At 48.1% G+C, this 25,719-nt stretch carries 20 protein-coding genes; 9 read left to right on the top strand and 11 right to left on the bottom strand.

What is annotated here, in order from left to right; genetic code table 11:
* Positions 1-5: 5 nt before the first annotated feature.
* The 5 genes from dacB to NIES2104_RS17355 all read right to left on the bottom strand — a co-directional run bounded on the left by dacB (position 6) and on the right by NIES2104_RS17355 (position 9,194).
* On the bottom strand, positions 6-1,325 hold the full coding sequence (gene dacB / locus NIES2104_RS17375; protein ID WP_058999539.1) for a D-alanyl-D-alanine carboxypeptidase/D-alanyl-D-alanine-endopeptidase: 1,320 nt from the start codon (positions 1,323-1,325) through the stop codon (positions 6-8).
* A 110-nt stretch (positions 1,326-1,435) separates the two neighbouring features.
* A complete protein-coding gene (gene nadA, locus NIES2104_RS17370) occupies positions 1,436-2,395 on the bottom strand; it encodes a quinolinate synthase NadA (RefSeq protein WP_058999538.1) in 960 nt (319 codons plus the stop codon).
* A gap of 227 nt (positions 2,396-2,622) precedes the next feature.
* On the bottom strand, positions 2,623-4,212 hold the full coding sequence (locus NIES2104_RS17365; protein ID WP_202815087.1) for a hypothetical protein: 1,590 nt from the start codon (positions 4,210-4,212) through the stop codon (positions 2,623-2,625).
* A 123-nt stretch (positions 4,213-4,335) separates the two neighbouring features.
* Positions 4,336-7,860: an AAA-like domain-containing protein gene (locus NIES2104_RS17360; protein WP_058999537.1), complete on the bottom strand. Its 3,525-nt coding sequence runs from the start codon at positions 7,858-7,860 to the stop codon at positions 4,336-4,338.
* Positions 7,857-9,194 carry an AAA-like domain-containing protein gene (locus NIES2104_RS17355; RefSeq protein WP_058999536.1) on the bottom strand — a complete coding sequence of 446 codons (1,338 nt, stop codon included), beginning with the start codon at positions 9,192-9,194 and terminating at the stop codon, positions 7,857-7,859. The genes NIES2104_RS17360 and NIES2104_RS17355 overlap by 4 nt, the downstream gene beginning before the upstream one ends.
* 1,051 nt (positions 9,195-10,245) lie before the next feature.
* On the opposite strand from NIES2104_RS17355, the gene NIES2104_RS17350 reads away from it, so the two are divergent.
* Positions 10,246-11,970 (top strand): EAL domain-containing response regulator, encoded by a 1,725-nt coding sequence (locus NIES2104_RS17350; protein ID WP_058999535.1) that lies wholly within the window; start codon positions 10,246-10,248, stop codon positions 11,968-11,970.
* 86 nt (positions 11,971-12,056) lie between these two features.
* Here NIES2104_RS17350 and NIES2104_RS17345 read toward each other — a convergent pair whose 3' ends face one another.
* Both NIES2104_RS17345 and NIES2104_RS17340 read right to left on the bottom strand, forming a co-directional pair.
* On the bottom strand, positions 12,057-12,899 hold the full coding sequence (locus NIES2104_RS17345) for a M56 family metallopeptidase (RefSeq protein ID WP_058999534.1): 843 nt from the start codon (positions 12,897-12,899) through the stop codon (positions 12,057-12,059).
* Positions 12,899-13,318, bottom strand: a complete 420-nt coding sequence (locus tag NIES2104_RS17340) for a BlaI/MecI/CopY family transcriptional regulator (protein ID WP_058999533.1) — start codon at positions 13,316-13,318, stop codon at positions 12,899-12,901. Before NIES2104_RS17340 ends, NIES2104_RS17345 begins: the two co-directional genes overlap by 1 nt.
* A 292-nt stretch (positions 13,319-13,610) precedes the next feature.
* On the opposite strand from NIES2104_RS17340, the gene ispF reads away from it, so the two are divergent.
* Positions 13,611-14,090, top strand: a complete 480-nt coding sequence (gene ispF / locus NIES2104_RS17335) for a 2-C-methyl-D-erythritol 2,4-cyclodiphosphate synthase (RefSeq protein WP_058999532.1) — start codon at positions 13,611-13,613, stop codon at positions 14,088-14,090.
* Here ispF and NIES2104_RS17330 read toward each other — a convergent pair.
* Both NIES2104_RS17330 and NIES2104_RS17325 read right to left on the bottom strand, forming a co-directional pair.
* Complete coding sequence (locus NIES2104_RS17330) at positions 14,073-15,176, bottom strand: alpha/beta fold hydrolase (protein ID WP_058999531.1); 1,104 nt, start codon at positions 15,174-15,176, stop codon at positions 14,073-14,075. The genes ispF and NIES2104_RS17330 overlap by 18 nt on opposite strands.
* An 84-nt stretch (positions 15,177-15,260) precedes the next feature.
* The gene (locus tag NIES2104_RS17325; RefSeq protein ID WP_058999530.1) at positions 15,261-16,310 is read right to left on the bottom strand and encodes a tetraprenyl-beta-curcumene synthase family protein; all 1,050 of its coding nucleotides are present in this window, start codon (positions 16,308-16,310) and stop codon (positions 15,261-15,263) included.
* 341 nt (positions 16,311-16,651) lie between these two features.
* On the opposite strand from NIES2104_RS17325, the gene NIES2104_RS17320 reads away from it, so the two are divergent.
* Together NIES2104_RS17320 and NIES2104_RS17315 are read left to right on the top strand one after the other, a co-directional pair.
* On the top strand, positions 16,652-18,640 hold the full coding sequence (locus NIES2104_RS17320; RefSeq protein ID WP_058999529.1) for a DICT sensory domain-containing protein: 1,989 nt from the start codon (positions 16,652-16,654) through the stop codon (positions 18,638-18,640).
* Between the two features lie 2 nt (positions 18,641-18,642).
* A complete protein-coding gene (locus tag NIES2104_RS17315; RefSeq protein WP_058999528.1) occupies positions 18,643-18,924 on the top strand; it encodes a DUF433 domain-containing protein in 282 nt (93 codons plus the stop codon).
* Here the strand turns inward: NIES2104_RS17315 and NIES2104_RS17310 are convergent.
* Complete coding sequence (locus tag NIES2104_RS17310) at positions 18,904-19,161, bottom strand: hypothetical protein (protein ID WP_058999527.1); 258 nt, start codon at positions 19,159-19,161, stop codon at positions 18,904-18,906. The genes NIES2104_RS17315 and NIES2104_RS17310 overlap by 21 nt on opposite strands.
* Before the next feature lie 173 nt (positions 19,162-19,334).
* Here NIES2104_RS17310 and NIES2104_RS17305 point away from each other — a divergent pair, with 173 nt between their 5' ends.
* Positions 19,335-19,757: a photosystem I reaction center subunit II PsaD gene (locus NIES2104_RS17305; RefSeq protein ID WP_058999526.1), complete on the top strand. Its 423-nt coding sequence runs from the start codon at positions 19,335-19,337 to the stop codon at positions 19,755-19,757.
* Between the two features lie 121 nt (positions 19,758-19,878).
* Entirely contained in the window at positions 19,879-21,405 is a 1,527-nt protein-coding gene (trpE, locus tag NIES2104_RS17300; protein WP_058999525.1) for an anthranilate synthase component I, read from the top strand.
* On the opposite strand, the gene NIES2104_RS17295 is transcribed toward trpE, so the two are convergent.
* Positions 21,402-22,244 (bottom strand): DUF72 domain-containing protein, encoded by an 843-nt coding sequence (locus NIES2104_RS17295; RefSeq protein ID WP_058999524.1) that lies wholly within the window; start codon positions 22,242-22,244, stop codon positions 21,402-21,404. The two genes, trpE and NIES2104_RS17295, sit on opposite strands and share 4 nt — an antisense overlap.
* 107 nt (positions 22,245-22,351) lie before the next feature.
* Between NIES2104_RS17295 and NIES2104_RS17290 the strand changes: the two genes are divergently transcribed.
* The 3 genes from NIES2104_RS17290 to ilvD all read left to right on the top strand — a co-directional run bounded on the left by NIES2104_RS17290 (position 22,352) and on the right by ilvD (position 25,623).
* The gene (locus tag NIES2104_RS17290) at positions 22,352-23,233 is read left to right on the top strand and encodes a zinc metalloprotease HtpX (protein WP_058999523.1); all 882 of its coding nucleotides are present in this window, start codon (positions 22,352-22,354) and stop codon (positions 23,231-23,233) included.
* Positions 23,234-23,284: 51 nt separating this feature from the next.
* Positions 23,285-23,869 carry a rhomboid family intramembrane serine protease gene (locus NIES2104_RS17285; protein ID WP_058999522.1) on the top strand — a complete coding sequence of 195 codons (585 nt, stop codon included), beginning with the start codon at positions 23,285-23,287 and terminating at the stop codon, positions 23,867-23,869.
* Positions 23,870-23,937: 68 nt separating this feature from the next.
* On the top strand, positions 23,938-25,623 hold the full coding sequence (ilvD, locus tag NIES2104_RS17280; protein ID WP_058999521.1) for a dihydroxy-acid dehydratase: 1,686 nt from the start codon (positions 23,938-23,940) through the stop codon (positions 25,621-25,623).
* Positions 25,624-25,719 lie beyond the last annotated feature (96 nt).

The following is a 25,719-nucleotide window of genomic DNA, read 5'->3' as shown; positions in this document are numbered from 1 at the left end:
ATCTTCTAACAATCCTGCAATCGCGTTAGAGCCACCACCAAACTATCGACAGAAGCGCGAACCGTCGAAGCAGAATTCCCAGAATTCACCAGGATACTAAATACGATCGGTGAATAGTTCCGAGGAGTCACATATCCCGACAGCGCCACCACGCCGGAAATCGTTCCAGTCTTTGCTGACACAATTCCTTGAGCCGGAGTGCCACGAAATCGGCTACTTAAGGTGCCACTCACTCCGCCGACCGGCAGCGATCTCCGAAAGGTTGCCGCATCCGGTCGCAGTGCCATCGCTTGCAAAGTTTGCACAAACGCTTCTGCACTCGCACGATTGCTCGAAGCCAGTCCCGAACCATCGACCATTCTGTATCGATTGGCGTTGACCCCCAACTCAGTGAGAATCGATCGCACTGCGGCAATTCCGCTCGTCGTCGTGTCTAAACTATTTGGGTCTTGCAGGCGACCTAATGTTTTTAACAACGCTTCTGCATACGCATTATCGCTATCCTGATTTGTGGAAAAAATCAGACTCGATAACGGCGGCGAAATCACAGAAGCAAGCTCCACTTCTCCCACAGGTGCAGGAGTCCGCTTCACCAGCGTTGAACTTTTCACTTGAATTCCTGCACTCGCTAATCGACTGCGAAACTCTCCAACAAAATTGTTGCCAGGATTAGAAATCGCATAAGAATAAGTGCTGTTCTGATTCAACATCAAACTATTAATCAGCGGCGCATAAGGCTCACCGCGATGCGTCGGATTCCAATTCGGATTAAATTCCGCACCTCGAAACGCCGTATCATCTCCGATCAGTTGATTGACTTGCCGAATTCCCCGCTGACGAAGTTGTTGTGTCAATGAATTCAACTGAGCATTTCCAAAGCTCGGATCACCCTGACCAATCACTCGCAGCGTCGCCAAATCAGGCGTATTGCTATTACCAAGTACAGGAGTCCGAATTTGATACTGTGCTCCCAATCGAACCAGAGCAGCAGCGGTGGTAAAAATCTTGTTGTTCGAGGCGGGCGCGAGTTGCGTAAACGGATTGCGGGAATAAAGATTGCGTCTAGTACCAGGGGCAGCTTGAGTCTGAACTAGCACACTCCAATTTGCAGGTAAACCATTCACAATCCGATCGAGACTATTTCCCAGTTGCGCTGGACAAACTCCACCATTGGTTGGGCGAGCAGGCGCGGGAGTGCGGGGCGGGAGCGGTGACGGCTGGGTGCGAGGGGGTAGGGGGAGCGGGGTTTGAGCGTAAACGGACAGTGATTGAAATGCCATCGACCAAGCCAGCGGAACCGAAATCAGCAGCGGAGCGAACTTCATAGAGACAATCCGGGTAACATTTCCAACGGCATTGACTGCAACACCGTGGAATTTGTTGCACGATCGAGCCGCAAAACACCCTGATCGATCGTGCAAGAAATCGCTGATTATTATACGCTCATCGATAGCATTTTCTGAATCGGACGTAACGCTGCAACGCGAGTCGATTCTGGCAATGTAATCTCAGGAGTTTTGTGCTTCATGGCGAGATACAGCTTTTCGAGCGTGTTCAGTCGCATGTGAGGACATTCATTGCAGGCACAGTTGTTGAGCGAGGGGGCTGGAATGAATTGCTTTTCTGGAGCGGCTTTCTGCATTTGGTGAATGATGCCGGGTTCCGTCACCACGATAAAAGAACGTCGATCGCTCTTCTGACAGTATTTCAACAATGCGGTCGTTGAACCAATGTAATCGGCATGACGTAGAACAGCTTCCTCACATTCTGGGTGAGCAATCACTTCGGCTTCAGGGTGCTGAATTTTGAGCTGCACCATCTTCTTTTCGGAAAAGGTTTCGTGTACGATACAACTTCCCTGCCACAGCACCATTTCGCGTCCGGTTTGTTCCATCACGTATCTACCGAGATTGCGATCGGGCGCGAAGATAATCGGCTGATCTGCCGGAATTTGATTCACGATTTTGACCGCATTAGCGCTGGTGCAAATAATGTCACTCATCGCCTTGATATCTGCGGTGCAATTTATGTAAGAAATTACCAAATGGTCTGGGTATTTCGCCTTAAATCGGGCAAATTCATCGGGCGGGCAGCTATCCGCAAGTGAACATCCAGCATTGAGATCGGGCAGCAAAACGAGTTTATCTGGGTTAAGAATTTTCGCGGTTTCTGCCATGAAATGCACTCCAGCGAAAACAATCACATCCGCGTTCGTTTCGGCGGCTTGTTGCGACAAACCTAGCGAATCTCCTAGATAATCTGCGACATCCTGAATATCCGGATCTTGGTAGTAGTGTGCTAGAACTACCGCATTGAGTTCGCGTTTGAGATCCGCGATCGCACTAAATAAGTCGCGTGGCAGTGCAGGTTTTGTCGGAGCAGCAGTGGTAAACATAGCGCGATCGATTCAGTAGAGAGTTTCAATAATTATAGTCTAAACTACCAAAAACAAAAGCGCTGTTTTAGATGGATTTACCAAGATTGCAAAAAAGGAAGCGCAACGTTGCGCTTCCTGATTGATTTGGATTGAATGGGTGTTAGAGGATGTTTGAAAAGTGTCGTTCATTTCAGGGCGGGCGGCAATCGAAGCGAAGGAACTATTTATACTTTTCAAACACCCTCTTAGAGCGAAAACGGTTCTGGTAATCCCATTTCAGGAATACGATCGAGTTCAATCCGATACGTGCCATAGAAACCCGTTCCGATCACATCAAATTCCCATCCGCCCTCAACTGAGTTCATCGGCATCGCATTGTGCAGCGGATCATCGCTCATAAACTCTTCGCTGTTATACAAATACAATTGCAGCGAAGGTTGCAACACCGCACGAATATAGTATTGTTTTGCGAACACGATGTTATCTGAGAAGCCTACACCAAAAGCATCTCGCTCACCGATGTAGAATTCGAGGCGCATGACAAAATCAGACTTTGATAAACTCGCGCCCGTGTTGAGATAGCCTTCCCAAATTAGCTTCTGATCGTCTGCCCAAGGAAACGCTAAATTCTCATCGCTAAAGTCTCCGGTGCGGAACGGACCGTAACAGTTTTCAGCTTCTTTACTTTGGTGGAATAGTTCAAAATCTACTCCGCGAGGTTTCACCGAAACACCAAAGAAAAATTCACTTTTGCCGAAGAAGTCGAAGCCGCGTTTGATTTGCGCCCGGACTTGTCTCAATCGCGTTCTGACATCGCCGTAAAAGAAGCGAGTCGTAATCTCATACGATTCACGGGATGAGACGATCGAGTCAAATCCGCCATGTGATTTGTTAATGAAAGTCCGGGGTGCGCCATCGATTTGAGCACAAGCCTGTTTCACTAAACCATCACTGCGGTTGAAGTTTAGACCGAGTTCGCCCTCGATCGGGGAAATTCGATTTAGAAAAGATGCGGTTTGATTGCGATATGCCCGGTAGTTCGTGCCCACCACACACAGTAAGCGATCAACTGGAAAATGCTGCGAGAAATTCACCGCTGAAGCTGGATTGTTCGGGTCGGCTTGGTTTTGTGGATTGAAATGCTCCAGTTCATTCGTAGACTCGATCGGTAACCAACGCAACTCTCGTAAAAGTTGGAAAGATACCCCTTTGTGCGGTGTTCCTAAAGTGACGATTTTATTGATTGCTTCATCGGCAGCAGTCGCGCTGCGTTTTGGGTAAGTTTTCTGAATTGCCTCACGCACGACTAGACCCCCCATCGAATGCGCGATGATGTTGACTTTGGGTTTATCACCTTGAGACTTGAAAGCGCAGAGCGTCCGAATAAAATCGATTAAACGGACTAAGGCTTCACCGTAGATTGGGAAAGTACGATCGCATAAATCGTAATAGCGAAAGACCCATAAACTTTTCCAGGGATTGTCTGATTTGAGGAAATGCAGCGCCATTGCAGGATCGATGATCACTCGACCGCTGAAAAAGCTTTGGTCAAACTCTTTTAGTTCATCAGGAATCACAGGCGGATTTGCCATCTGGTTTGGATAATACCCCACGACATTCGTCGCATCGTTGTATCGCCAATCCGACTTCATGAAGCGCAGAATCATCCCTTCATAAATATAGTTTTCACCGCGCTTTTGCGGGTATACACTGCCATCATTAAATCCTTGATAAGTTAATCGCCGCTCATCAGCACTGTCCCCCGACGCAAATCCACGAATCAAGATAATCGGTAAGGCTTGACGCGTTGGGGCAGACCACATCAAATCAGACATAAAACGCACCTGTGAATCTCTTTGAAATACGGGCAGAAACTTTTGATAGTTATCCCTTATCTTGTGAATTTCGCACCGCTCGGTCAGATCGATCTACAGAGGTAAATTAAGCGTTACGGATTTTCATTGGACACCTTTACACATCGATCGATCCGCTTCATCGAGTGCAGAATTCGTCGATAAATAATCGGATAGCCAACGACAAGCCGCGATCGTGGGATTCGTTTGCAGAACTTGCTCCAGATTCCAGAGAATCACCGTATGATCGCGACTCGCAGATGCCAATAGTTCACCATCCGGACTAAATGCCACACTGCGAACGCCGTCTGTATGACCGCTCAAGGTCGTGATTAATCTGCCATCCGCTGTCCAAAGCTTGATCGTTTTATCTAAACTCGCTGAGGCAAATTGCGATCCGTCCGGACTAAAGGCAATCGCGTAAATTTGTTCTAGATGTCCGCTGAGAGTGTTGATCAGCGTACCGTCGAATCTCCAGAGTTTAATTGTGCGATCGAGGCTTCCCGTCACAATCATTGAATCAGAAACCGCGATCGCCCGAACTTCTCCCCGATGTCCCACTAGAGAAGCGATGTATTTTCCATCACTCGCCCGCCAAAGTTTCACGCCTCCATCCAAACTCGATGAGACAATCCATTGACCATTGCGACTAAAAACCACTTTCTGAATCGGAGCTTCATGAGCAGACCACGATCGTACAAGTTCGCCTTGTTTATTCCAAATCCGCAATTGTTTATCTTGTCCGCCAGTGACGATCGTCGATCCATCTGGATGATAGGCAAGGCTCGCAATTGCACTCCCTGATTCATCTCTTAGCGGTTGCATCGGAGTGCCATCCAGCTTCCAGCGTTGAACAATGCCGCTGGCTCCCGTCGTCGCAATCTCCTTTCCATCCGGGCTAAATTTCGCATCAAATTTCCAATCACGATCGCTCTTGAAGTCCCGCACAAAATTTCCGCCCTCTGCCCAGAGTTTGATCGATCGATCTTTACTCGCAGACACAAGCCATTGACCATCTGGACTAAAAGCGACTTGATTCACATCGCTCGTATGTCCCTCTAGCCGAATCATCCAATCGTTGTTTAATCGCCAAAGTCTGGCGGTCTTATCGGCGCTTCCGGTGGCAATCAGTTGCCCATTTTGGTTAAGTGCGACTGCCCAAGGTGTGTTTTGATGTCCTTGGAGCGATCGTAGTAAGGTTCCATCTCGTCGCCAAAGTTTCAGCGCTTTGTCATATCCTACAGTGGCAATCATCGTTCCCGTTGGACTCCACGCTAAACTGGTGACTCCATCACTTTGAGCCTCAATTTTGCGAATCAGCGAACCGTCTCGATTCCACAGACTGATCGTGTCATCTAAGCTAGAAGATGCAAGCTCAGTTCCATCCGGGCTAAAAGCGATGGATTGAACTGCGTCTAAATGCCCGCTCAAGGTTCGGCTCAATGTGCCATCAAGTGACCAGAGTTTGATCGTACGATCGCCGCTGGCAGTCGCGATCGTTTTTCCATCTGGACTAAAGGCGACGCTGTTCACGACTTGTTGATGTCCGCTCAAGGTGCGAATCAGCTTGCCCTCCCGCGACCAGAGTTTGATCGTACGATCGCCGCTGGCAGTCGCGATCGTGCTTCCATCTGGACTAAATGCAATGCTGTAAATCGTGCCTTGATGTCCTTCGAGTCGTGCCATTGACCAACCATCATGACTCCAAAGCCGGACGGTGTTGTCTGCGCCTCCGGTTGCGATCAGGTTGCCATCTGCACTAAAAGCGGTGGTGAACACACTGCCCGTATGACCTTTCAGTGTCGCGACGAGTGAACCATCGGTGCGCCAAAGTTTGACGGTTTGATCCTCGGAGCAGGTCGCGACAAAATCCCCATCCGGGCTAAAACCGACACAGCGTATACCCCCGGTGTGATCCGAAAACCGATTCGACTCAGCAGCAGTGTAAACGGTTTGTCCTAAGACACGATCGACAGTTGCCAGCGTTGTTGGATCTTGAATTTGAAACAATTCAACTTTGGCACGAGCACGCATCGCTTCGATCATCGCATCCATACCATACCCCAGCGAGTAGAGCAGTTCGGAATTGCTAGCGATCGCGCTCACACTACTTCGGGTCGCGCCTCGATACTGTGAAAATGCGAGGAGTCCCGACATAATCGCAGCAACGAGCGCTAATGTCAGCAGTGCTAGTAATCGCCGCTGTAGTTTGGTACTTCTGCGCTCGGAAGCAAGTCGAGCAGCAATCACTTGAGCGCGATCGGCTTCTAAATCTCTCAGCTTGCTTTGTTCTTGAGCGGTTTGGCTGGCGGTGAGAAAACGGTAGTCTTCATCGCTCAATCGCTTGCCCATCGACCAATTTTGAGCATCGATCAAAGCTTGTCCCCGCAGCAATCGCGATTCGTCTTGATACCCCGATCGCTTCCATTGCATCAGCGATTCGGAATACGGGCGCAGTTTCGCAAATTGTCGATCGATCCAGTTCAAGTCGAAAATTGCTTGATACACGGGATTTTTCACCCGCAAATATCCATCAGACTTCTCGACTAATCCAGAAAGCTGTAGTGCAATTTGTTCAACGCTGCTATCGATTTCAATGCCTTGATGTCGCTGTTGAAAGAGCGGATAGGTTTTGTCCGGTTCGAGTTTGGGCGATCGCAAAATTTGCTGATATAGTTCAAGCAAGCGTCCGGTTTGCGACTCATCACCGAGAAGACGATCGCGAATCGTTCTCAAATGTTCAGGGCGATCTTGTGCTTCCCAATTTTCAATCACGCGCAGTTGAAAGAGATACTCCAGCGTCAGGGCTGAAATTGACACAGGCTCGAATTCGTGAGGTGTCGTCTGCTCATAAACTTCGCGCACCACAATATCGCAGAATTTCTGAGTTAAAAACGGCTGTCCACCCGTCCAGTTCAGAATCGTTCTTAAAACAGTGTCTGAATTTTTGACAACGCGCTTTAACTCAGTGAGCAACGGAGCCGATTCGGAAAATCGAAAGCCCGTTAGCTCGATCGCTCGTCCGATATTAAACGGAGTTCGCTGCTTGTCGCTGATCAATTCGGCAGGGGTCGTCACTCCTAGTAGCGCAAAACTCAAGCGGCGAAACTCCGCCTTTTCTGATCGCTGGTCATAACACGATCGAATCAACGCAAAAAAATCATCTGCCGGAAACTTCAGCGCCAAAACACTATCGATTTCATCGACAAAAATCACAATGTCTTGCTGAATCTGCGCCAGTAATACCGTTTCCAAAAACAGTTCAAGCCGATTCACAAACGTTAAATGAGCACGATCACGCCACCACTGCCCGAATTGAATCTTTAGTCCAAAACTACTGACGATCGAAGCCGCGATCGAGGCGTACCATTGTTCCGCGCTCACTTGCTGCACCCCGATTCCGGTCATATCGATCGTACAGCACTGCACTCCTGAGGCTCGGAGCCGTGCCATCGATCGCACTCGCAAGCTAGATTTACCCATCTGCCGCGAGTTGAATACATAACAAAATTCAGCCGCTAATAGAGCACGATAAAGTTCCTCATCCGCTTGGCGTTCCACGTAACAGGCTGCATTCGGTGGCAAGCTGCCCCCGACCTGATAGCGCGAATTAAGGAGTTGGGATGTCACGTTGAGGAAAGAGCTTGCTGAAAGTACTTACGATACAGTTGACAGCTTGGCGAAATCATCGGATCTTTGACGCGCACCAATCCTTTGCTCTGGAGCTTAAAGGCTTGAATTGGTTCCAGTTCAACCGGAGCTGTCGATAAAACAACCCGCTTCAAAGCTGCGACCAACTCCGGATATTTTTGCAGATCCCAGAGCAGATTGCGAAGATGATTTCCGTATACACTGTCGCTTGTTGCAGCCGTTTGTAACAGTTCATCGACGCTAATCATCTGCGTACTTAGATGGTGCAGTCCCACTTGAACGAGATAGGGATTTCCGCCTGTGAGTTCCAAGATCGCGTCCGCAGAGGCTTCTAGGTCGTCTACTCCGTATCGTTGCGCTAAATCTAGCACTTGTTCTGCACTCAGGGTCGGTAGCTCGATCGAGAACCCTGCATTAAACGGCGACTGATTGAGATTGAGCGGCACATAAACTTCAGTCGAGTGTACCAAAATCAATCGCAGTTTTTGCCAGAGTTCGCTTTTCGCATCGCCGTACCGCGATTTTTCATACCATGCCCGCAACATGCCAAAGAAATCGGTCGCAATTTCGGGATGCTCGAACACCGCATCCACTTCATCGAGCGCGAGTACGATCGGGTGCTCGATTTCAGTCAGAATGTAGTTTTCAAAATAGTTCGTGCAGTTGTAGCTATTACCGAACAAGTCATCCCAAAAGCGATCGACTTGATTTGGCAGTCCCAGATTTTGAGACACGATCGCACAAAACCACTGCAAAAATCGCCGCAAATCCGTAAACACAGACGCATCCGCAAGCTGCAAACTGGTAATCGTCGTTTGGTACTGCTGATTTCTAAGCTGAGTCAGGGTTCTGGCGACTAGCGAAGTTTTTCCCATCTGTCGGGGGGCTTTGATGCGAACGAGGGCACCAGATTGAAGCAGCGCTTCGTAGCAAGTATTCTCGATCGGGGGACGATAGACGTAAAACGGTGAATCGACCGGAAGCTGTCCGCTTAGGAGAATGTTTTGTCGGCTGGTGAAGGTGGCGCTGTCTGAGTCGGTATAGTCTTCAGGGGTCAGCGTTAGCTCAAAGGCGCGAAAATAATTCTCTAACGTTTGTTGGTCAACTGCGACTTTGCGGCTACGGACACGGGCTAAGGTGTTGGGACTGAGTGCAGTGCGATCGCTGAGTTCTTGGAGTGTATACGGTTTACCAAAATTATGCTGATTCGTCGATCGCTGTTCGGCGGCTTGAAGGCGCTGCCATCCACGAGTGCTGAGAATGATTCCTCGTTTTCGTTTTGCAGGCTGGCGGGGAGGCTGAGAGTAAGTCATGGATAACATAGGCGTGACAAAAGCGTGACAAAGATAAGAAACTCAGGCAGAGGAAAGTCGCGGTTTCTATTCTACCTCTAGGGAAAAGTGCTTTACCTATAGGAAGGTATCTACAGATTCTATAGGTAAAACTTCGTAGAAATTGATTCTTTCTCTTCGAGAATAGTATGCAGGCGCAACGCCTAATCCGCTGAATTGCTGATGAAGAGATAGCTTCACCATTTAAAACGATCGCGCTCAACTTCTAAAGCAGTAATCCGAATTATCCGTGAAATTTCGCACTGTATTCTGATTAAAGTTACGAACTCGCTTAATTAAGCTCAACAAATAACAAGATAGAAGGAGAACTTAAAAGACTGGATTTCACAGAGCGATCGATTAAGAGCCAAGTGAAAACACAGTTCACCTAAGATTTATCGTAGTTTTTCACGACTGTATATAATTCGTGCTTGATTTGTGTTAAAGCGATCGTGCATACTGCCTACTTAAGTGGTGCGCTTAATTTGTGATCTTTCGTAGTCAATTCTTCAGTTGCGGGGCACACTAATCAGAGATAGTCGGCAAGTCGCATCAGCAATTTTACGAATTCTGTAGAATCCAGCGATACTGACATTCTCAGAAATATCTCTGAAAGAAACCAAATGCCGTTTCGATTTAATTCAATCCGGTATACAAGTAAGAGGGTTCTGACTAGGGTCACTTTCCAATTTAGATACTCAAGAGGGCATGAGGGGTGAGTTTATGAAACCAGCTCGATTTGTAACGCAAACAGCTTTTGGAAGAGCACGATCGTGTAGAGGAATCGCTGACGCTCCTGGCAGGAAAACGATCGCGGTGTCCTGATTTTTGCATCGTGTATTTCGGTTGCTCAATGCAAAACGATTACCCGCACTGTAGTCTTTAGTCCTAAATCCCATCTGCAAGTTCCCGATCAGCCAGATTTTTGATTCTTTGTCAATTAATCTTTTGGGTGTTGACTTACTACATTCTTTCCTACAGTAATATTCTTTACCTGTTCAGTTGATGATTCGCTTAGGCTGCTCTAGACCCAATGAAGACCATCCTTGTGATTGAAGACGATGAGTTGATTCGGCAGAATCTACTGGAAATATTAGAACTCGAAGGCTTTCGAGCGATCGAAGCAGAAAATGGTCGAGTCGGGCTTCAGAAAGCACGCGCCTTTCTCCCGGATCTGATTCTGTGTGATATTTGTATGCCAGAAATGGACGGCTACGCGGTACTCGAATCTTTGCGATCGACTTCCCAGACTTCGACCATTCCCGTTGTATTTTTGACGGCAAAAACTGAATCGAGCGATATGCGACGCGGCATGAATTTAGGTGCCGATGATTATCTGGTAAAACCCTGCTCTGTGAATGAATTGATCAGCGCCATTTCTTGTCGGCTGAAGAAACAGGCAGCGTACGTTCAGCGATTTGCTCAACAGCAACAGCAAGCAACCGCAGCCTTCCGACGTGGAGCAATGCTCGATCCTCTGACGAATCTACCGACGCGGGGTTTGTTGTATCAACATCTCCACAATTTACTGAGCGCTCAATCTGCGTCGAGCATTGCGGTCTTGTGCTTAAATCTGAAGCGATTTCATGCAATCAATTCGAGTTTTGGGCATACAACGGGCGACATTGTGCTGCAAATGGTGGCAAATCGGCTAAGTAAGGTGGTGCAGTCCAATGGATTTTTGGCGCGGCTAAGTGGCGATCAGTTCGGGGTTGTGTTGTCTGATGTGTCTGAAACTGAGGTCGAAGCTTATACGCAGATGGTACTCGATCGCATTACCCTACCTTATCTGATTGATAGCAACGAAATCCGATTCCAAGCGAGTGCTGGTATCACTTGGAGCAATGAATTTCAAGGAACGCCGCAGGATTTGTTAACGCAGGCGGAAACGGCTCAACATTGGTGTCAACAGCCGGGAGTGACGGGTTATCGTCGCTATGATGCGGAATTAGATGCGCTGGAAATGGAGCGGCGACTGATCGAGATGGATTTAACCAAAGCGATCGAGCGGGCGGAGTTTCAGGTGTACTATCAGCCGCAGGTTGATCTGCAAACGGGTCAGATTGTCGGGATGGAATCACTGATGCGCTGGCACCATCCGATTCGGGGCATGGTTTCGCCAGGGACATTTATTCCGATCGCGGAAGAGTTGGGGTTGATTGTGCCGCTGGGTGAATGGGTGCTAAAAACAGCGTGTCAGCAGGCAAAACGCTGGCAGAGTCTCTATTTAGAGCCGTTAAGAGTATCGGTGAATTTATCGATGCGACAGTTCCAGCAGCCGAATTTACCGGAACGGGTGGAAGCGATTTTGCAGGAGACTGGACTTGAGCCGCACCTACTAATTCTAGAGTTAACAGAAAGCTGTTTGATGCAGGATGTTCAAGCAACAATCTTGACTTTAGAAGCCTTGAAGAAGATTGGAATCGAAATTTCGATCGATGATTTCGGCACTGGATATTCTTCGCTGTATTGTTTAGATCGCCTACCGATCGATGCGCTGAAAATCGATCAAACGTTTTCAAAACAAATCAACATCAACGATCGTGCCACTAAAATTTCTAATGCGATCATTGCGATGGCAAAAAGCCTTAAGTTGCACATTGTCGCTGAAGGGGTTGAAGATGCGAATCAGCTTGAGTTTTTCCGCGATCGAGGTTGTGATGCCATCCAAGGATTTCTCTACAGTCCACCCGTTCCGCCGGACGAAATGCAGATTTTATTGATTAACGATCGACGACTCCAGCTTGCTGCTGCTTGATTTTAAGTGAAGGTGAGTTCGATCACGGTGCTCACGTGCCCCGAATTCTATTCCGGGGCGAACGTGCGCGAAGAGGGATTTTAGCCCTAGAAATGAAACGGAATCATAAAAAGCGGCAAAAGCGCGATCGATAAGCCAATCCAAATTCCAGGATTTTTCTCTTTTACAGGCTCAGATTCATCTAACAGCGCATCGATCCGCTCACTGAGTCGAGAGTGAGGCATAGAATCGCTTAATGCTGCGATCCAGGGTTCGGATTCTACTTGTGAAGCAGACACGATCGACAATAACGCCTCAGCCAGCAACAATCCATCGGTCTGCTGTGCTGCCCATCGATCGGCGCGGAGTTCTCTTAGGAAAATCAATTCTTGCCAGAGTGCTTCGGTGTTCGGTAGCCAAGCCGTTAATCGACGCAATCCACCCAACCAGAAAAACCAGAACGTATCGCGATAATGGCGATGGGCTTTTTCGTGTGTGAGTGCGACTTGTAAATGTGATTCGTCTAGCGTTTCTAAAAGTCCTTCGCTAATGACTAATTCAGGATTCCATAATCCAATTTGAGCAATGTATGGAGTTGGATGCTGAAGGAATCGAGCAGGCGTTGACAGAATTGTTTTTTGGGGCAGTTGATAAATCCTCTGAAGCGATCGACGAGCCTGGATCGCTAATTGCCAGAAAAGCAGAATTCCAATCGTGAGAAACGCGATCGCAATTCCATAACTTCCCCACCCGTCCCAAGCGTGAACCATGCGACCACGAGGACCCATCCAGAGAATCGCGATCGCGCTTGTAATTAACAATAGCGGCGAAAATAGAAACGCACCTAAAGCCCATTGCCAGCGAGTATTCCAATCTGCGGATCTAGATGTCCAAGCAAATCGAAACGCGATCGCAGCACTGACCGAAACCATTAATAAAGTGAAGTGCATTATTGATTCTCCCGTGCTTGACGAGCGGCTTTGAGGCGTTGTGCGATCGCGTCAAGCTGATCACAACTCGCTTGATCTAAACTATCGGCAAATGCAGCAACGACATCGGGATTCGTCACCGCGAGAAATTGATTGAGCTGTTCTACCGCGTGAAGCGCTCTCGCTTCGGACTCTGAGACAATCGCCGACCAAGTAAACGATCGATTCTGTTTATCGCAGGCAAGCCAGCCTTTTTTCACTAATCGATTTAGAACGGTGGTGACAGAGGTGTAAGCGAGTTCGCGATCGGGATCTGAAAGAATGCGATCGTGAACATCTTTCACCGTGACCGTTTCGAGTTCCCAAACGATCCGAAGAATCTCAGCCTCTAGCGGACCAAGCGAGAGTTGTTTCGGGCGATATTCTGGAAGCGGAGGCATACAGTAAACAGAGTATTAGCGATCCGATCATATAACAATCGCTCAAATTGATATTCTAAGAGGGTGTTTGAAAAGCATAAAAAGTTTATTCGCTTCGATTGCCGCCCGCCCTGAAATGAATTTCGGGCTAATCGTGGAAAGTCTACTGAAGTAGACTGGGAGCCAGTCTCAAGTTCTTAGTCCTTTTCAAAGGACTTGCGCCGATTAGCCCGAAATTCATTTCAGGGCGGGACGGTGCAACGAACGACAACTTTTCAAACATCCTCTGAAATCGCAGCGATCTCTTCAACTTATGACTATTCGCATCGGGAACGGTTACGACATTCATCGCCTTGTCAGTGGACGCGATCTGATTCTAGGCGGTATCAAAATTGAGCATGAAACGGGGTTGCTCGGTCACAGTGACGCGGATGTCCTCACTCACGCGATCATGGATGCGATGCTCGGAGCGCTCAGTTTAGGCGACATCGGACATTATTTTCCACCCACTGATCCGAAATGGGCAGGAGCCGATAGTATCGTTTTACTCGAACAAGTTCACCAACTGATTCAAGAAAAAGGCTGGAAGATTGGCAACATTGATTCAGTCATCGTGGCAGAGCGTCCGAAATTGAAGCCGCACATTGAAAAAATGCGATCGCGCCTCGCAACCGCTCTTAATCTCCCGCCTGATTGTGTCGGAGTCAAAGCAACGACGAATGAAAAAATGGATGCTGTTGGAAGTGAAGATGCGATCGTCGCTCATGCGGTCGTGCTATTGGAGCAAGCGTGAATCGCTGAAGGCTCGAACCATTTCGGCAAATTGCGGATTGCGCTCCATTAATGCCATGTGTCCACCGGGAGCTAAGATCTTGAGTTCGGCACGAGGAATGTCCCGGCTGATTCGCTCACTCGCGATCGGTCGCGTCGCAATATCCGACTGACCCACAATCACAAGGGTTGGAACTGAGATTTTCGGTAGCGTTGCCGTTTCGTCAAATCTGAACATCGCCAGCACACCACGCGCCAAAATTCCAGGAGGCGCTTTGATGCCGATCAAACTAGAGAAATTAAGCTGTCCACGGGTTTCTCTGCCTGTGAAGCCGGAAATTTCAGTGGTTAGTAAAGTGGAACCGTTGAGATAGCTGAGCCAACTGGTGAGATGAAGTAACGGAGAAAGCACGATCGCTAAATGCAATAACGGTTCAAGTAATGGTTTTTGTAATGCCAGGAGTAACCGACTCAAAATCGCTGTGTGCGCTGGATTTGTATAAGTTCCATCCACTAAGATCAAACCTGCAACTCGATTTTCTAACCGTTCTGGAAACAATCGGCAGAAGGTGAGTAAAATCATCGCGCCCATACTGTGACCGAGTAAAACCGCAGGTCGATCGCCTGCCAAACCTAGAACCGCATCGAGATCACGCGCATATTTCTCTAAAGAGTAGTCCCGATTTTTCGGCTTTTTCGATTTGCCCAATCCTGGAAGATCCCACACAATCACACGAAACTGTTGGGCAAGCTGCTTTTTGGCGTAGTACCATACGGTGCTATCCGGTCCCCATCCATGGGTGAGAATGATCGGCGGAGCGGATTCAGCGCCATAAAATTCAACTTGAATTTCGCTGCCATCCGGTCGGACTAAGCGTTGAACTTGATTGCTGCGAAACGGTTTCGGTTCATCGCGTCCAGCCCGACGAAACAGTAATAGTGGTAGAAAGCCTAAGAACGACCACAATGAGAGTCCAATGCCCAGATACAACCAGCGATCGCTAATCAATTCCCCTTCATACCACTGACGCAAAACGTAAGCGCTTCCGCCAATAAGAGCCACTGAAAGCAAACCAGTCAGCGATCGCAATAAAAAATCAAGGGGCATGAACATCGATCGTTCACCTTTTTAAGAGTGTCCTGAGATTAAGAGAAAGTCCGAAATCCGTGTCACCCTCTAGAGTTAGACTTCTCAATGAGAAAGCAGGAGACGACTACGGAAGAAAAACGATGCAGGTTTGCCACCGATCTCAATCAATTGTTTCGCCATGCGCTGAACTTCTCGCTGTCCTCTCACCTTTTTATTCGATAAATAAACTCCCAGTAACGCCTGATTAATTAACTGATGAAATTGGGGATTGGGCAGGTGGGCAACACTCTGCTTAGCGTTCTGAATGAAGTGCTTAAATCGATCGAGCATTTCATCAGAACTGTTGTAGTAAAAACAGAAGTTCAGATCGCCGTGAATTCGATCTTCTTCCTGGTCAATCAAATAATCCAGCAGAATGTGTAACCCTTGAACCCAAGGAAAATAGCTATTCTTCACTTGATTGGTAAAGGTTTCTGATAAATCTTGATGAAACGCATAAGCGACTAAACAAAAAATTCCGAGCGTCGATCCTGCACAGGCAGAGAACTCATACCAGTAAAGTTCTGGGAGTTGTTTCTGGTACAAATCAAACCAGAGCTTTAATCGAGGAACTCGCTCTTCTACAGTGACGTGCTTATGAACTTGCAAATCGCAGTAATAGTTCGCAAGCTCATGTAGGACAGGCACAAGATTGGAATGATTCGGCAATTGGCGTAAAACATCTTGGCAAGTTCTCACCAAATTTTGTAAGTACCCGCCATCTTCTTGATCGTCTCGTAGTCGGTAGTAGTTTTTGATCTCCGCATCTGGTGTAAGAGCCGCGATCATGGCTTCATGCAAGGCACGAAAATCTTCTGGATCAAGCGAAGTACTACGATCGCACAAATTATCTAAATAATCACTAATCGTTTGATACGCCACAATAAATCGAATCGCTTCCCGCCACTGACGTTTTGCCAACAATCCATAAATCGCGCCGCCTTCACAATGAAACTGTTTATCTGTCAGACTTGCTAATGCTTGTTGACGCAATTCAGGATTAGGAATTTGCTGTGCTTGAATTTTCCAGTGATTTAAATTGCTCCGAACAGCGGGAAGCACTTTGAAGTAAGTTTCCGACATCAACGACCAAGGCGAAAGCGGAATGTTCATAACAGTAGGTGAGGGACAATTGCGATCGTCTTAACCCTAGAAACTCTGATTCCGTTCACCGTCATCATTCCGAAAGACTTGAATGGACAAACCCCTACTGTTTTAGGTAGAACTATTAATTTTTGTATCTTCGGTTTCCGCTGACTCTAGAAAATACTTCTGGGTTAAGAAACGAAACGCGAATCGGTCATCGATCCCGCCAACCCTTTACAATAGCTGAGGAAGTGATTTCTACTTCCATAAACAAAGCTCTACTATGGTCTTGGTTATTGGCTTAAGTCAATTGACCCTATCTCTCGACCTACTGGATCTTTCACAGTTGGCGGGTAAATAAACTATCAATGATCATTCCTGATTCAGTCCTGGAGGCACTGCTCAAAGCACTTCCCCAGGTGCGACCTCAAATTTACTTTAAGTCTTCCCTCACGGCATTGTCCCATGCGATGGAAGACCAGGTTTTAGCAGGCAATGATCGCCCGCTTGTAATTGCCAGTTTTCAGCGCGAACGGTTTTACCGTCAAGAAGCACATCGGTATCTGAGAATCTCCGATCGTACCGATCAAGTCTATGTGCTGGCGGCTCCCGAAACCGATTTTACGAACCGCTCTGAGCATTATGAAACGATCGCGTTTGAACCCACAGATGGTTTGAGCCAGGAATGGCATTTGATCGTCATGGGCGAACAGTACGCCTCTTGCCTAATTTGCCGCGAACGCGATTTAAGTGCAGAAAATCCGACAGTTCCGCTGCTTCACGTTGATCAGTCCCGGAGATTTGAAGGAATTTGGACATTCGATCGCACGATCGTTCTCAAATCGGCTGAAATCCTGCTGAATCGAATTGTGCAATATCGCCCAGAGCTTCAAAGCAAGATTTTTCCGATGCTGGCACAAATTTCAACCGGATCGATCACCGGAATGAACCAAGTCGATCCGGCTCCATTTGCCGATCGCTTAGTCACCTATTTGCAAGCCGGACAGTACAAACTCGCGAAAGCATATCGATCAATTGCCGCTAAAGAACGCAAAGAACGCTTAGTGAATTCGATCACGGCGGCAGTTCGTCGATCGCTCAATCCCGATGACATTCTCAATGTCGCGGCTGAAGAATTGGGAAAAGTTCTCGGTGCAGGACGCTGTTTGATTTATCGCTGTAAATCGACCGATTCTTCTGCCACTTTGCATCACGAATATTTGCTCGATTCGGTTCCTTCTCTCGCGGGTCGAACTTGGACTTTACAAGGCAACCCACTGTTTGAAGAAGTAGTGCAGCGACAAGAAGCGGTGTTTATCGAAGACACACAAACCGATGCCCGCTTTTCTATGATCAAAGACGGCGATCGCACATTAAAATCCCTGACTCAAGAATGGGATATTCGATCGTGGTTAATGGTTCCGGTGCTGCATCAAAACCAACCTTTGGGCATGGTTGAATTGCATTACTGTGGTACGGCTCCACACGTTTTGGAGCGCGATGAAGTTGAAATGGTCGAAGCGATCGCAACTCAAGTCGGTGTGGCATTAATTCAAGCCGAATCGTTTGCAAACTTAGAAGACCTCAATCAGCAATTAGAAGCGCTCGATCGCACTCGCAGCAATTTGATCGCCATCACCGGACACGAACTTCGCACCCCACTTTCAACCATTCAGGTCTGTTTAGAAAGCCTTGCCAGCGAACCGGATATGTCTCAAGACTTGCGGCAAGTGATGTTAAATTCTGCGCTAGCTGACGCGGAACGAATGCGGAAACTAATTCAAGACTTTCTCACCTTGTCGCGGCTCGAAAGTGGACGAGTCGAATGGCGCATCGAGCCTGTGCCGTTGTGGGAATGTGTCGATCTTTCACTCAGTAGCCTGCAAGCCCGAAGAAGTACAACGTCTCTACCGCAAATTGTGACGCAGCTTTCAACCGAATTACCGCTCGTTCAAGTCGATGGCGAATGGCTCGTGGAAGTCCTAACCAAACTCCTCGACAATGCTTGTAAATTCACCGATGCTCAAGGCAGAGTGACGATTCGAGCCAAACAAATTGAAGGTGCAATGCTCGAAGTAATTGTTGCCGATACTGGGCGCGGTATTGAAGAAAATCGACTCGAAACAGTGTTCGATCGCTTTTATCAAGAAGAAGGCGCACTCCGCCGCACAACAGGCGGAACCGGACTCGGACTCGCCATCTGTCGCCAAATTATCACCAACTGGGGCGGTCGCATCTGGGCAGAATCAAGCGGCAAAGATCAAGGCAGTGAATTTCACTTTACAATTCCGATCGTGCCGAGTGGGGAGAGTAAGCGAACGGTGCAGCGGAAGAAAACTTCTCGATCGAGAGAATAAACATGGTTCAAAACACAGAACACCGATACATTGTCAGAGACGAGCAAATCTTAAACAGTGAGCCGATTATCACAGGAACGCGCACACCTGTTAGAGCGATCGTAGAAACCTGGCGCATGGGTGTTGCTCCCGAAGAAATTCCGAAGGGATTACCGCATCTCACCTTGGCACAGGTATTCGATGCCTTGAGCTATTACAGCGATCACCAAGAAGAAATCAATGCTTACATTGAGCGAAACCGAATTCCTGATCAGTTAATTGATTCATTGGTGCGAAATCAATGAGCCGCGTTTTTGTTCGGCTGTTTTATTGAAAGCGATTTGTCCTGCTGCGTACCCTTTTTCATAACCTGCTTGATACTCCGATGAACGATCACGAATATCAGGCTTTTCTCTGCCAGCTTTCGCTTGATTGTAACCCGCACGATACCCGCAGCGTTCATCTTTCTTGTCATAACCTGATCGCGCTTTATAGGCTTTTTGTCGATCGTATAATCCACCGTATTTCCGAGGTCTTCCCATCTCAAATAAATGAGCAACTTACTATGTCACTATGCCCCAATCTACAGGACTACGCTTCACCCTTCGCAATCTCCACGAACAATGAGATTCGCCCTATTAACAACTGTAACGGTTTGGTTCGACCTGTAAACGCTCGGTGATAGGATGCCTAAAAACGTTTAGAGCGAGACCTTATGTCAGAGACTCTTACTGGACAAGCACCTTTGTTCGGAGGCAGTACAGGCGGACTGCTGACCAAAGCCTTAATTGAAGAGAAATATGCCATCACATGGAGCAGCCCCAAAGAGCAAGTCTTTGAAATGCCCATGGGTGGTGCAGCCAAGATGCGCCAAGGCGACAACTTGCTGTATTTAGCCAGAAAGGAACATTGCCTTGCCTTGGGTGGACAACTTCGCACGAAGTTCAAGATCACCAACTACAAGGTCTATCGCATTTTCCCTGATGGTGAAATCCAGTACCTGCACCCCAATGATGGTGTCTTCCCTGAGAAGGTCAATCCGGGTCGTGTCGCGGTGAACAGCGTTCCTCGTAACATCGGAGCAAACGGCGAACCCGCCAAGATGAAATTCAGCGGTCGTAAACCCTACGATCCTTAATTTCTAATTCGATCGTGCTTTTAGGAGCCAGATTTTAGCCCACCCGGTTAAGGTTTGGCTCCTCTTGTGTTTCTGAGCGAAGTCAGCTTGTATGCTTTAAAGCCAAGCTCAAAATAGTTCTATGATTTCTCCTGATTTTTCTCAGTTCAAACAACTCGCACAGCAAGGAAATTTTGTCCCGGTTTATCAGGAATGGGTTGCCGATTTGGATACGCCTGTTTCCGCGTGGTATCGCGTCTGTGATGGGCAACCGTATAGTTTTTTGCTCGAATCAGTTGAAGGCGGAGAAACGATCGGGCGATATAGTTTTTTGGGATGCGATCCGCTGTGGGTTTTGGAAGCAAAAGGCGATCGCACAACGCAAACGCATCGAGACGGAACTCAGCAAGTTTTCGAGGGTGATCCGTTTGCGGCATTGTCCCAATGTTTAGCGCCGTATCATCCGGTGAAACTGCCAGAATTGCCGCCAGGAATTGGGGGATTGTTCGGATTTTGGGGATATGAGCTAATCAAATGGATCGAGCCGCGTGTGCCGATTTATGAAGCCACTGAAGACGATTTGCCGGATGGATTGTGGATGCAGATCGATCAGGTGTTGATCTTTGATCAGGTGAAGCGGAAAATTTGGGCGATCGCTTATGCAGATTTGCGCGATCCGAATACCGATTTAGAAACTGCTTATCAGCAAGCCTGCGATCGCGTTTCTCAATTGGTGAGTAAACTGCAATCTCCGCTGCCTGAGAAAACGCGATTGCTTTCTTGGCAGCCGAACAATGATTCTGCGATTTCCTGGACAAGCAACACGACCAAAGAACAATACTGCGCCAGTGTTGAAACCGCAAAAGCACACATCAAAGCGGGCGACATCTTCCAAGTCGTGATTTCTCAACAGTTGAACTCGGAATTTATCGGAGAACCGTTTGCATTATATCGATCGCTCAGATTGATCAATCCCTCGCCGTACATGGGATATTTTCACTTCAACAATTGGCAAATCATTGGATCAAGTCCAGAAGTTCTGGTCAAAGCAGAACAATCGATCGATCCGACTGAACCGAAGATCGCAACCGTTCGCCCGATCGCTGGAACGCGCAAACGGGGGAAAACTCACGCGGAAGATCTCGCTCTAGAACAAGACTTACTGGCTGATCCTAAAGAAGTGGCAGAGCACGTCATGTTAGTGGATTTAGGGCGCAATGATTTAGGGCGCGTCTGCATTAATGGAACGGTGAAAGTCGATGAATTGATGGTGATTGAGCGTTACTCTCATGTGATGCACATTGTGAGTAATGTGATCGGACAGCTATCACCGGATAAAACGGCTTGGGACTTGTTGAAGGCGGGATTCCCGGCGGGAACCGTGAGCGGTGCGCCGAAGATTCGAGCCATGGAGATTATTCACACTCTTGAACCTTGTCGGCGTGGCGTTTATTCTGGAGCTTACGGGTACTACGATTTTGAGGGGCAATTGAATAGCGCGATCGCGATTCGGACAATGGTCGTACGCGATCAGGGCAATGGAAAACATCGAGTCCAAGTCCAAGCAGGTGCAGGATTGGTTGCAGATTCTGTCCCAGAGAGCGAGTATCAGGAAACCCTGAACAAGGCACGGGGATTGTTAGAGGCGATCCGCTGTTTGCAGGGTTAAAACAAGCTCATCTGTGAAGTTGGGGGTTCAAGCTGATTCCAAGGTAAGGAAGGCACCGAAACTGAAGCTTGTTCGAGGAGTTGCTGGAACTCACGGGCATTCTGGGGAGAGCGCTCTTCTACTGGGCAATGCACGAAAAAATAGACTTCAGTTTCCTGCTTTAAAGTTCGATCGACCCATTTCACCCATTCTTCTAAATACGTTTGATTGATCTCTGGATGGCTAATGTAGCGAACTAAGCTAAATGGTGCAGTGATATCTGGCTGTAATGGCACTCTCGGCTTTTTACGTTCACTCTCTAACTGCGGATCGTCTTCGCATTCGTAAATCGGACGAGTATCGAGCAGAACCCGCCCAATATTGAGTTCTTTTAATAGTTCATTTAATTGGGCGCGGTATGGCTCTTTGAACCATTGCTGGTGTCGAACTTCTAACGCTAACTTTGCACCTTTCCAACCGCGTAAGAAAGTTTCTAAATCGTTGAAATTTGCGGGACTGTAGCTTGGAGGCAATTGTGCAAATAGAACGCCTAAGCGATCGTCTAATCGCTGCATCAATTCTAAAAATTGCAAGGCTCCAGAAATTGAAGAAGCAAGCTTCCCAGAATGCGTCAATGTTTTTGGAAGTTTCGGACAGAATTTGAAACCGGATGGCGTTTCGGACTTCCAGCGATCGACGATTGTGCGATCGGGAATTGAATAAAAGGTCGTATTGCCCTCGACACAGGTAAACCGCCGACTGTAGAGATTGAGAAAATCGCTCGGCTTACTTTTAGGTGGAAATAGATCGCCCACCCACGGTTTATACGCCCAAATTGCACAGCCGATCCGAAATGTCATGGTTAAAATTCATCCTCTAGAACAACAGCGATTCATTCACCTGATAGAGTTCATCCACGTTTGAGAATCCGATAATCAGAGCGCACATTAAACGTAATGCTTTAGATATGTTTGGTGGAAATCAGATTAAAACAGCGGCACTGCTCGGACTCTTGAGCGGGATTTTTGTACTTGCCGGATACTATCTCGTGGGTGATGAACAAGGTCTTATTCTAGGACTTATTTTCGCGGCATTTAGCAGTTTAGGCTCTTGGTACTACTCGGATCGAGTGGCTCTCGCTTCGTATGCGGCACAACCGATCGAGCGTTCCGAAGCTCCAGAATTGTTCGACATGGTACAACGACTCTGCGATCGAGCTGAACTCCCGATGCCGCGAGTTTTCTTGGTTCCGACCAAATCCCCGAATGCGTTCGCGACCGGACGCGATCCAAATCATGCTGCTGTAGCAGTCACACAAGGCATTATCGAACTGTTATCGCCTGAAGAATTAGAAAGCGTTCTGGCTCACGAATTAACTCACGTCAAGAATCGCGATACGTTAACGCAAGCGGTTGTGGGCACGATCGCAGGTGCGATTACGTTTCTCGGTCGGATACTAACCTTCGGAGCGCTGTATGGTCCGGTCTATCGAGATAGCCGACGCGGCTCAAACCCGATCGGGCTGTTATTTCTGATTATTCTGGCTCCGTTATCGGCGGCATTGATTCAATTTGCAATTTCTCGGACTCGTGAATTTGCAGCGGATCAAGGATCAGCAGAAATCACCGGAAACCCGTTAGCGTTGGCGAGTGCGCTAGAGAAATTAGAAACGATCGGGCATGAAATTCCGATGCACGGTAATCCAGCAATGTCACCGCTCTTGATCGTGAATCCGCTTTCAACTCAAGGATTGCAATCGCTGTTTCGCACCCATCCCCCGACCGAAGAACGGATTCGTCGATTGATGCAATATGCACAACAAATACAAACTCCAGCAATTGCGTCCTAACCGCTAAGAAGTCTGTGCTACAACAGGATTACCTCTAACACAGAACCCTTTATGACGCGACGAGATCCCAACAATCCGAGCAGCATCGGAGACGAAATTAAAGCCCACATTGCAATCCTCGGAACGCTCGTTGGAATCATGTGGCTCGTCGAAGTGGTCGATATTGCCCTCGGTGGCAGACTGAATTATCTGGGAATTTATCCTCGTAACTTTGTTGGGTTACGAGGTGTTTTATTAGCACCATTTTTACATCGCGATTTTCGGCATTTAATCAGCAATACAATCCCATTCGTTGTGATGGGCTGGTTTGTCATGCTGCGCGGCATTCCTGAGTTCTTCAAAGTGACAGCGCTCGTAACCGTTTTGAGTGGGCTTGGCGTTTGGGTATTGGGCGCATCGGGCTTGCATATTGGGGCAAGCGGCGTGATTTTTGGGTATTTCGGATTTTTACTGTCGCGGGCTTATTTTGAGCGGAGTGCGTTATCGATCGCGCTTTCTCTCGCAGTCGGTTTACTCTACGGCGGGATTATCTGGGGCGTGTTGCCGGGACAATTTGGCATTTCTTGGGAAGGACATTTATTTGGTTTCCTTGGTGGAATTTTTGCAGCCCGCCAGATTTCTAAACGACGTTGGTAAGTTCTGCGGTTTGGAACAGAATCGCTCTAGAATGATCGATCTGTGATCCTCCGATCGAGAGAACTACCATGCCCGAAAACTTAAGAAGTCAAGCCATTACTCAAGGCGTTCAGCGCTCTCCTAATCGCGCCATGCTTCGTGCTGTCGGATTTAGTGATACCGATTTCACCAAGCCGATCGTCGGTGTTGCGAGTGCCCATAGTACGATTACCCCCTGCAATATGGGAATTGCTCCTCTAGCGGTCGAAGCTGAAACTGGAATTCGAGCGGCAGGCGGAATGCCTCAGATGTTTGGCACGATTACGGTGAGCGATGGCATTTCGATGGGAACCGAGGGCATGAAATACTCGCTCGTGTCGCGGGATGTGATCGCAGACTCGATCGAGACTGCCTGTAATGCTCAGAGTATGGATGGAGTTTTAGCGATCGGTGGTTGCGATAAGAATATGCCGGGAGCCATGATCGCGATGGCGCGAATGAATATTCCAGCAGTTTTTGTCTACGGTGGCACGATCAAACCTGGACATTTAGACGGACAAGATTTAACCGTTGTGAGTTCGTTTGAAGCAGTTGGACAGTACAGCGCAGGCAAGATCGAAGAATCGATGCTGTATGCGGTGGAGCGAAGTGCGTGTCCGGGTGCGGGTTCCTGTGGCGGAATGTATACGGCGAATACGATGTCATCGGCGTTTGAAGCGATGGGCATGAGTTTGATGTATTCCTCTACGATGTCCGCTGTTGATCCTGAGAAAGCGGAAAATACTGCACTCGCTGGAAAGGTTTTAGTTGAGGCAATTCGGAATCAGATTTTGCCGCGTGACATCATTACTCGGAAATCGATCGAGAATGCGATTTCGGTCATCATGGCAGTCGGTGGATCGACCAATGCAGTGTTGCACTTTTTAGCGATCGCACATTCTGCGGGTGTTCCTTTAACGATCGACGATTTTGAAGTGATTCGCGAACGGGTTCCGGTACTGTGCGATCTCAAACCGTCCGGACGCTATGTGGCAACAGATTTACATCGAGCGGGCGGAATTCCGCAGGTGATGAAAATGCTGTTAGCGCATGGATTGCTTCACGGCGATTGTTTGACGATTACGGGAGAAACGATCGAGGAACGGCTAAAAGACATTCCCACTGAACCGAGAGCCGATCAAGATGTGATTCGTCCTTGGGATAAGCCTATGTACGCAACCGGACACTTAGCCATTCTCAAGGGCAATTTAGCGCTTGAAGGATCAGTCGCAAAAATCACGGGTGTAAAAAATCCGAAGATTACGGGACCTGCACGGGTGTTTGAATCCGAGGAAGATTGTTTAACCGCAATCTTGGCAAACAAGATCAATGCAGGTGATGTCCTCGTTATTCGCTATGAAGGTCCAAAAGGCGGTCCGGGAATGCGGGAAATGCTGGCTCCAACTTCTGCGATTATTGGTGCAGGCTTGGGTGATTCGGTTGGATTGATCACCGACGGGCGGTTCTCTGGTGGGACTTATGGAATGGTGGTCGGTCACGTTGCGCCAGAAGCTTTTGTTGGAGGAACGATCGCGCTTGTGCAAGAAGGCGATGAGATTACGATCGATGCTCACGCTCGATTGCTGCAATTGAATGTGCCGGAAGAGGAACTAGAGAAGCGTCGTGCAGCGTGGCAACCTCCTGCACCGAGATATACCAGAGGTGTGTTAGCGAAATACGCCAAATTGGTGTCGTCGAGTAGTTTGGGTGCGGTTACCGATCGGGGTTTGGATTAAAGCACGTTTTAGAGTGACTCGCTTCGTTTATCTTCCGTCCCGGAATGGAATTCGGGGCGGAAGATAAACGAAGCGCAAGATTTCTAAAACACCTAA

The organism is Leptolyngbya sp. NIES-2104, assembly GCF_001485215.1.
Classification (GTDB): domain Bacteria; phylum Cyanobacteriota; class Cyanobacteriia; order Leptolyngbyales; family Leptolyngbyaceae; genus Leptolyngbya.
The sequence above is the reverse complement of the archived record's forward strand: the minus strand, read 5'-3'. Positions and strand labels throughout refer to the sequence as shown.

Bases quoted from the DNA above. Each gene is read 5' to 3' on its own strand.
- NIES2104_RS17365 (WP_202815087.1), bottom strand. From the start codon at position 4,212: ATGTCTGATTTGATGTGGTCTGCCCCAACGCGTCAAGCCTTACCGATT.
- NIES2104_RS17315 (WP_058999528.1), top strand. From the start codon at position 18,643: ATGGTTCAAAACACAGAACACCGATACATTGTCAGAGACGAGCAAATC.
- nadA (WP_058999538.1), bottom strand. From the start codon at position 2,395: ATGTTTACCACTGCTGCTCCGACAAAACCTGCACTGCCACGCGACTTA.
- NIES2104_RS17295 (WP_058999524.1), bottom strand. From the start codon at position 22,244: ATGACATTTCGGATCGGCTGTGCAATTTGGGCGTATAAACCGTGGGTG.
- NIES2104_RS17345 (WP_058999534.1), bottom strand. From the start codon at position 12,899: ATGCACTTCACTTTATTAATGGTTTCGGTCAGTGCTGCGATCGCGTTT.
- NIES2104_RS17340 (WP_058999533.1), bottom strand. From the start codon at position 13,318: ATGCCTCCGCTTCCAGAATATCGCCCGAAACAACTCTCGCTTGGTCCG.
- NIES2104_RS17310 (WP_058999527.1), bottom strand. From the start codon at position 19,161: ATGGGAAGACCTCGGAAATACGGTGGATTATACGATCGACAAAAAGCC.
- NIES2104_RS17330 (WP_058999531.1), bottom strand. From the start codon at position 15,176: ATGCCCCTTGATTTTTTATTGCGATCGCTGACTGGTTTGCTTTCAGTG.
- trpE (WP_058999525.1), top strand. From the start codon at position 19,879: ATGATTTCTCCTGATTTTTCTCAGTTCAAACAACTCGCACAGCAAGGA.
- NIES2104_RS17355 (WP_058999536.1), bottom strand. From the start codon at position 9,194: ATGACTTACTCTCAGCCTCCCCGCCAGCCTGCAAAACGAAAACGAGGA.
- NIES2104_RS17305 (WP_058999526.1), top strand. From the start codon at position 19,335: ATGTCAGAGACTCTTACTGGACAAGCACCTTTGTTCGGAGGCAGTACA.
- ispF (WP_058999532.1), top strand. From the start codon at position 13,611: ATGACTATTCGCATCGGGAACGGTTACGACATTCATCGCCTTGTCAGT.
- ilvD (WP_058999521.1), top strand. From the start codon at position 23,938: ATGCCCGAAAACTTAAGAAGTCAAGCCATTACTCAAGGCGTTCAGCGC.
- NIES2104_RS17290 (WP_058999523.1), top strand. From the start codon at position 22,352: ATGTTTGGTGGAAATCAGATTAAAACAGCGGCACTGCTCGGACTCTTG.
- NIES2104_RS17320 (WP_058999529.1), top strand. From the start codon at position 16,652: ATGATCATTCCTGATTCAGTCCTGGAGGCACTGCTCAAAGCACTTCCC.
- dacB (WP_058999539.1), bottom strand. From the start codon at position 1,325: ATGAAGTTCGCTCCGCTGCTGATTTCGGTTCCGCTGGCTTGGTCGATG.
- NIES2104_RS17285 (WP_058999522.1), top strand. From the start codon at position 23,285: ATGACGCGACGAGATCCCAACAATCCGAGCAGCATCGGAGACGAAATT.
- NIES2104_RS17325 (WP_058999530.1), bottom strand. From the start codon at position 16,310: ATGAACATTCCGCTTTCGCCTTGGTCGTTGATGTCGGAAACTTACTTC.
- NIES2104_RS17350 (WP_058999535.1), top strand. From the start codon at position 10,246: ATGAAGACCATCCTTGTGATTGAAGACGATGAGTTGATTCGGCAGAAT.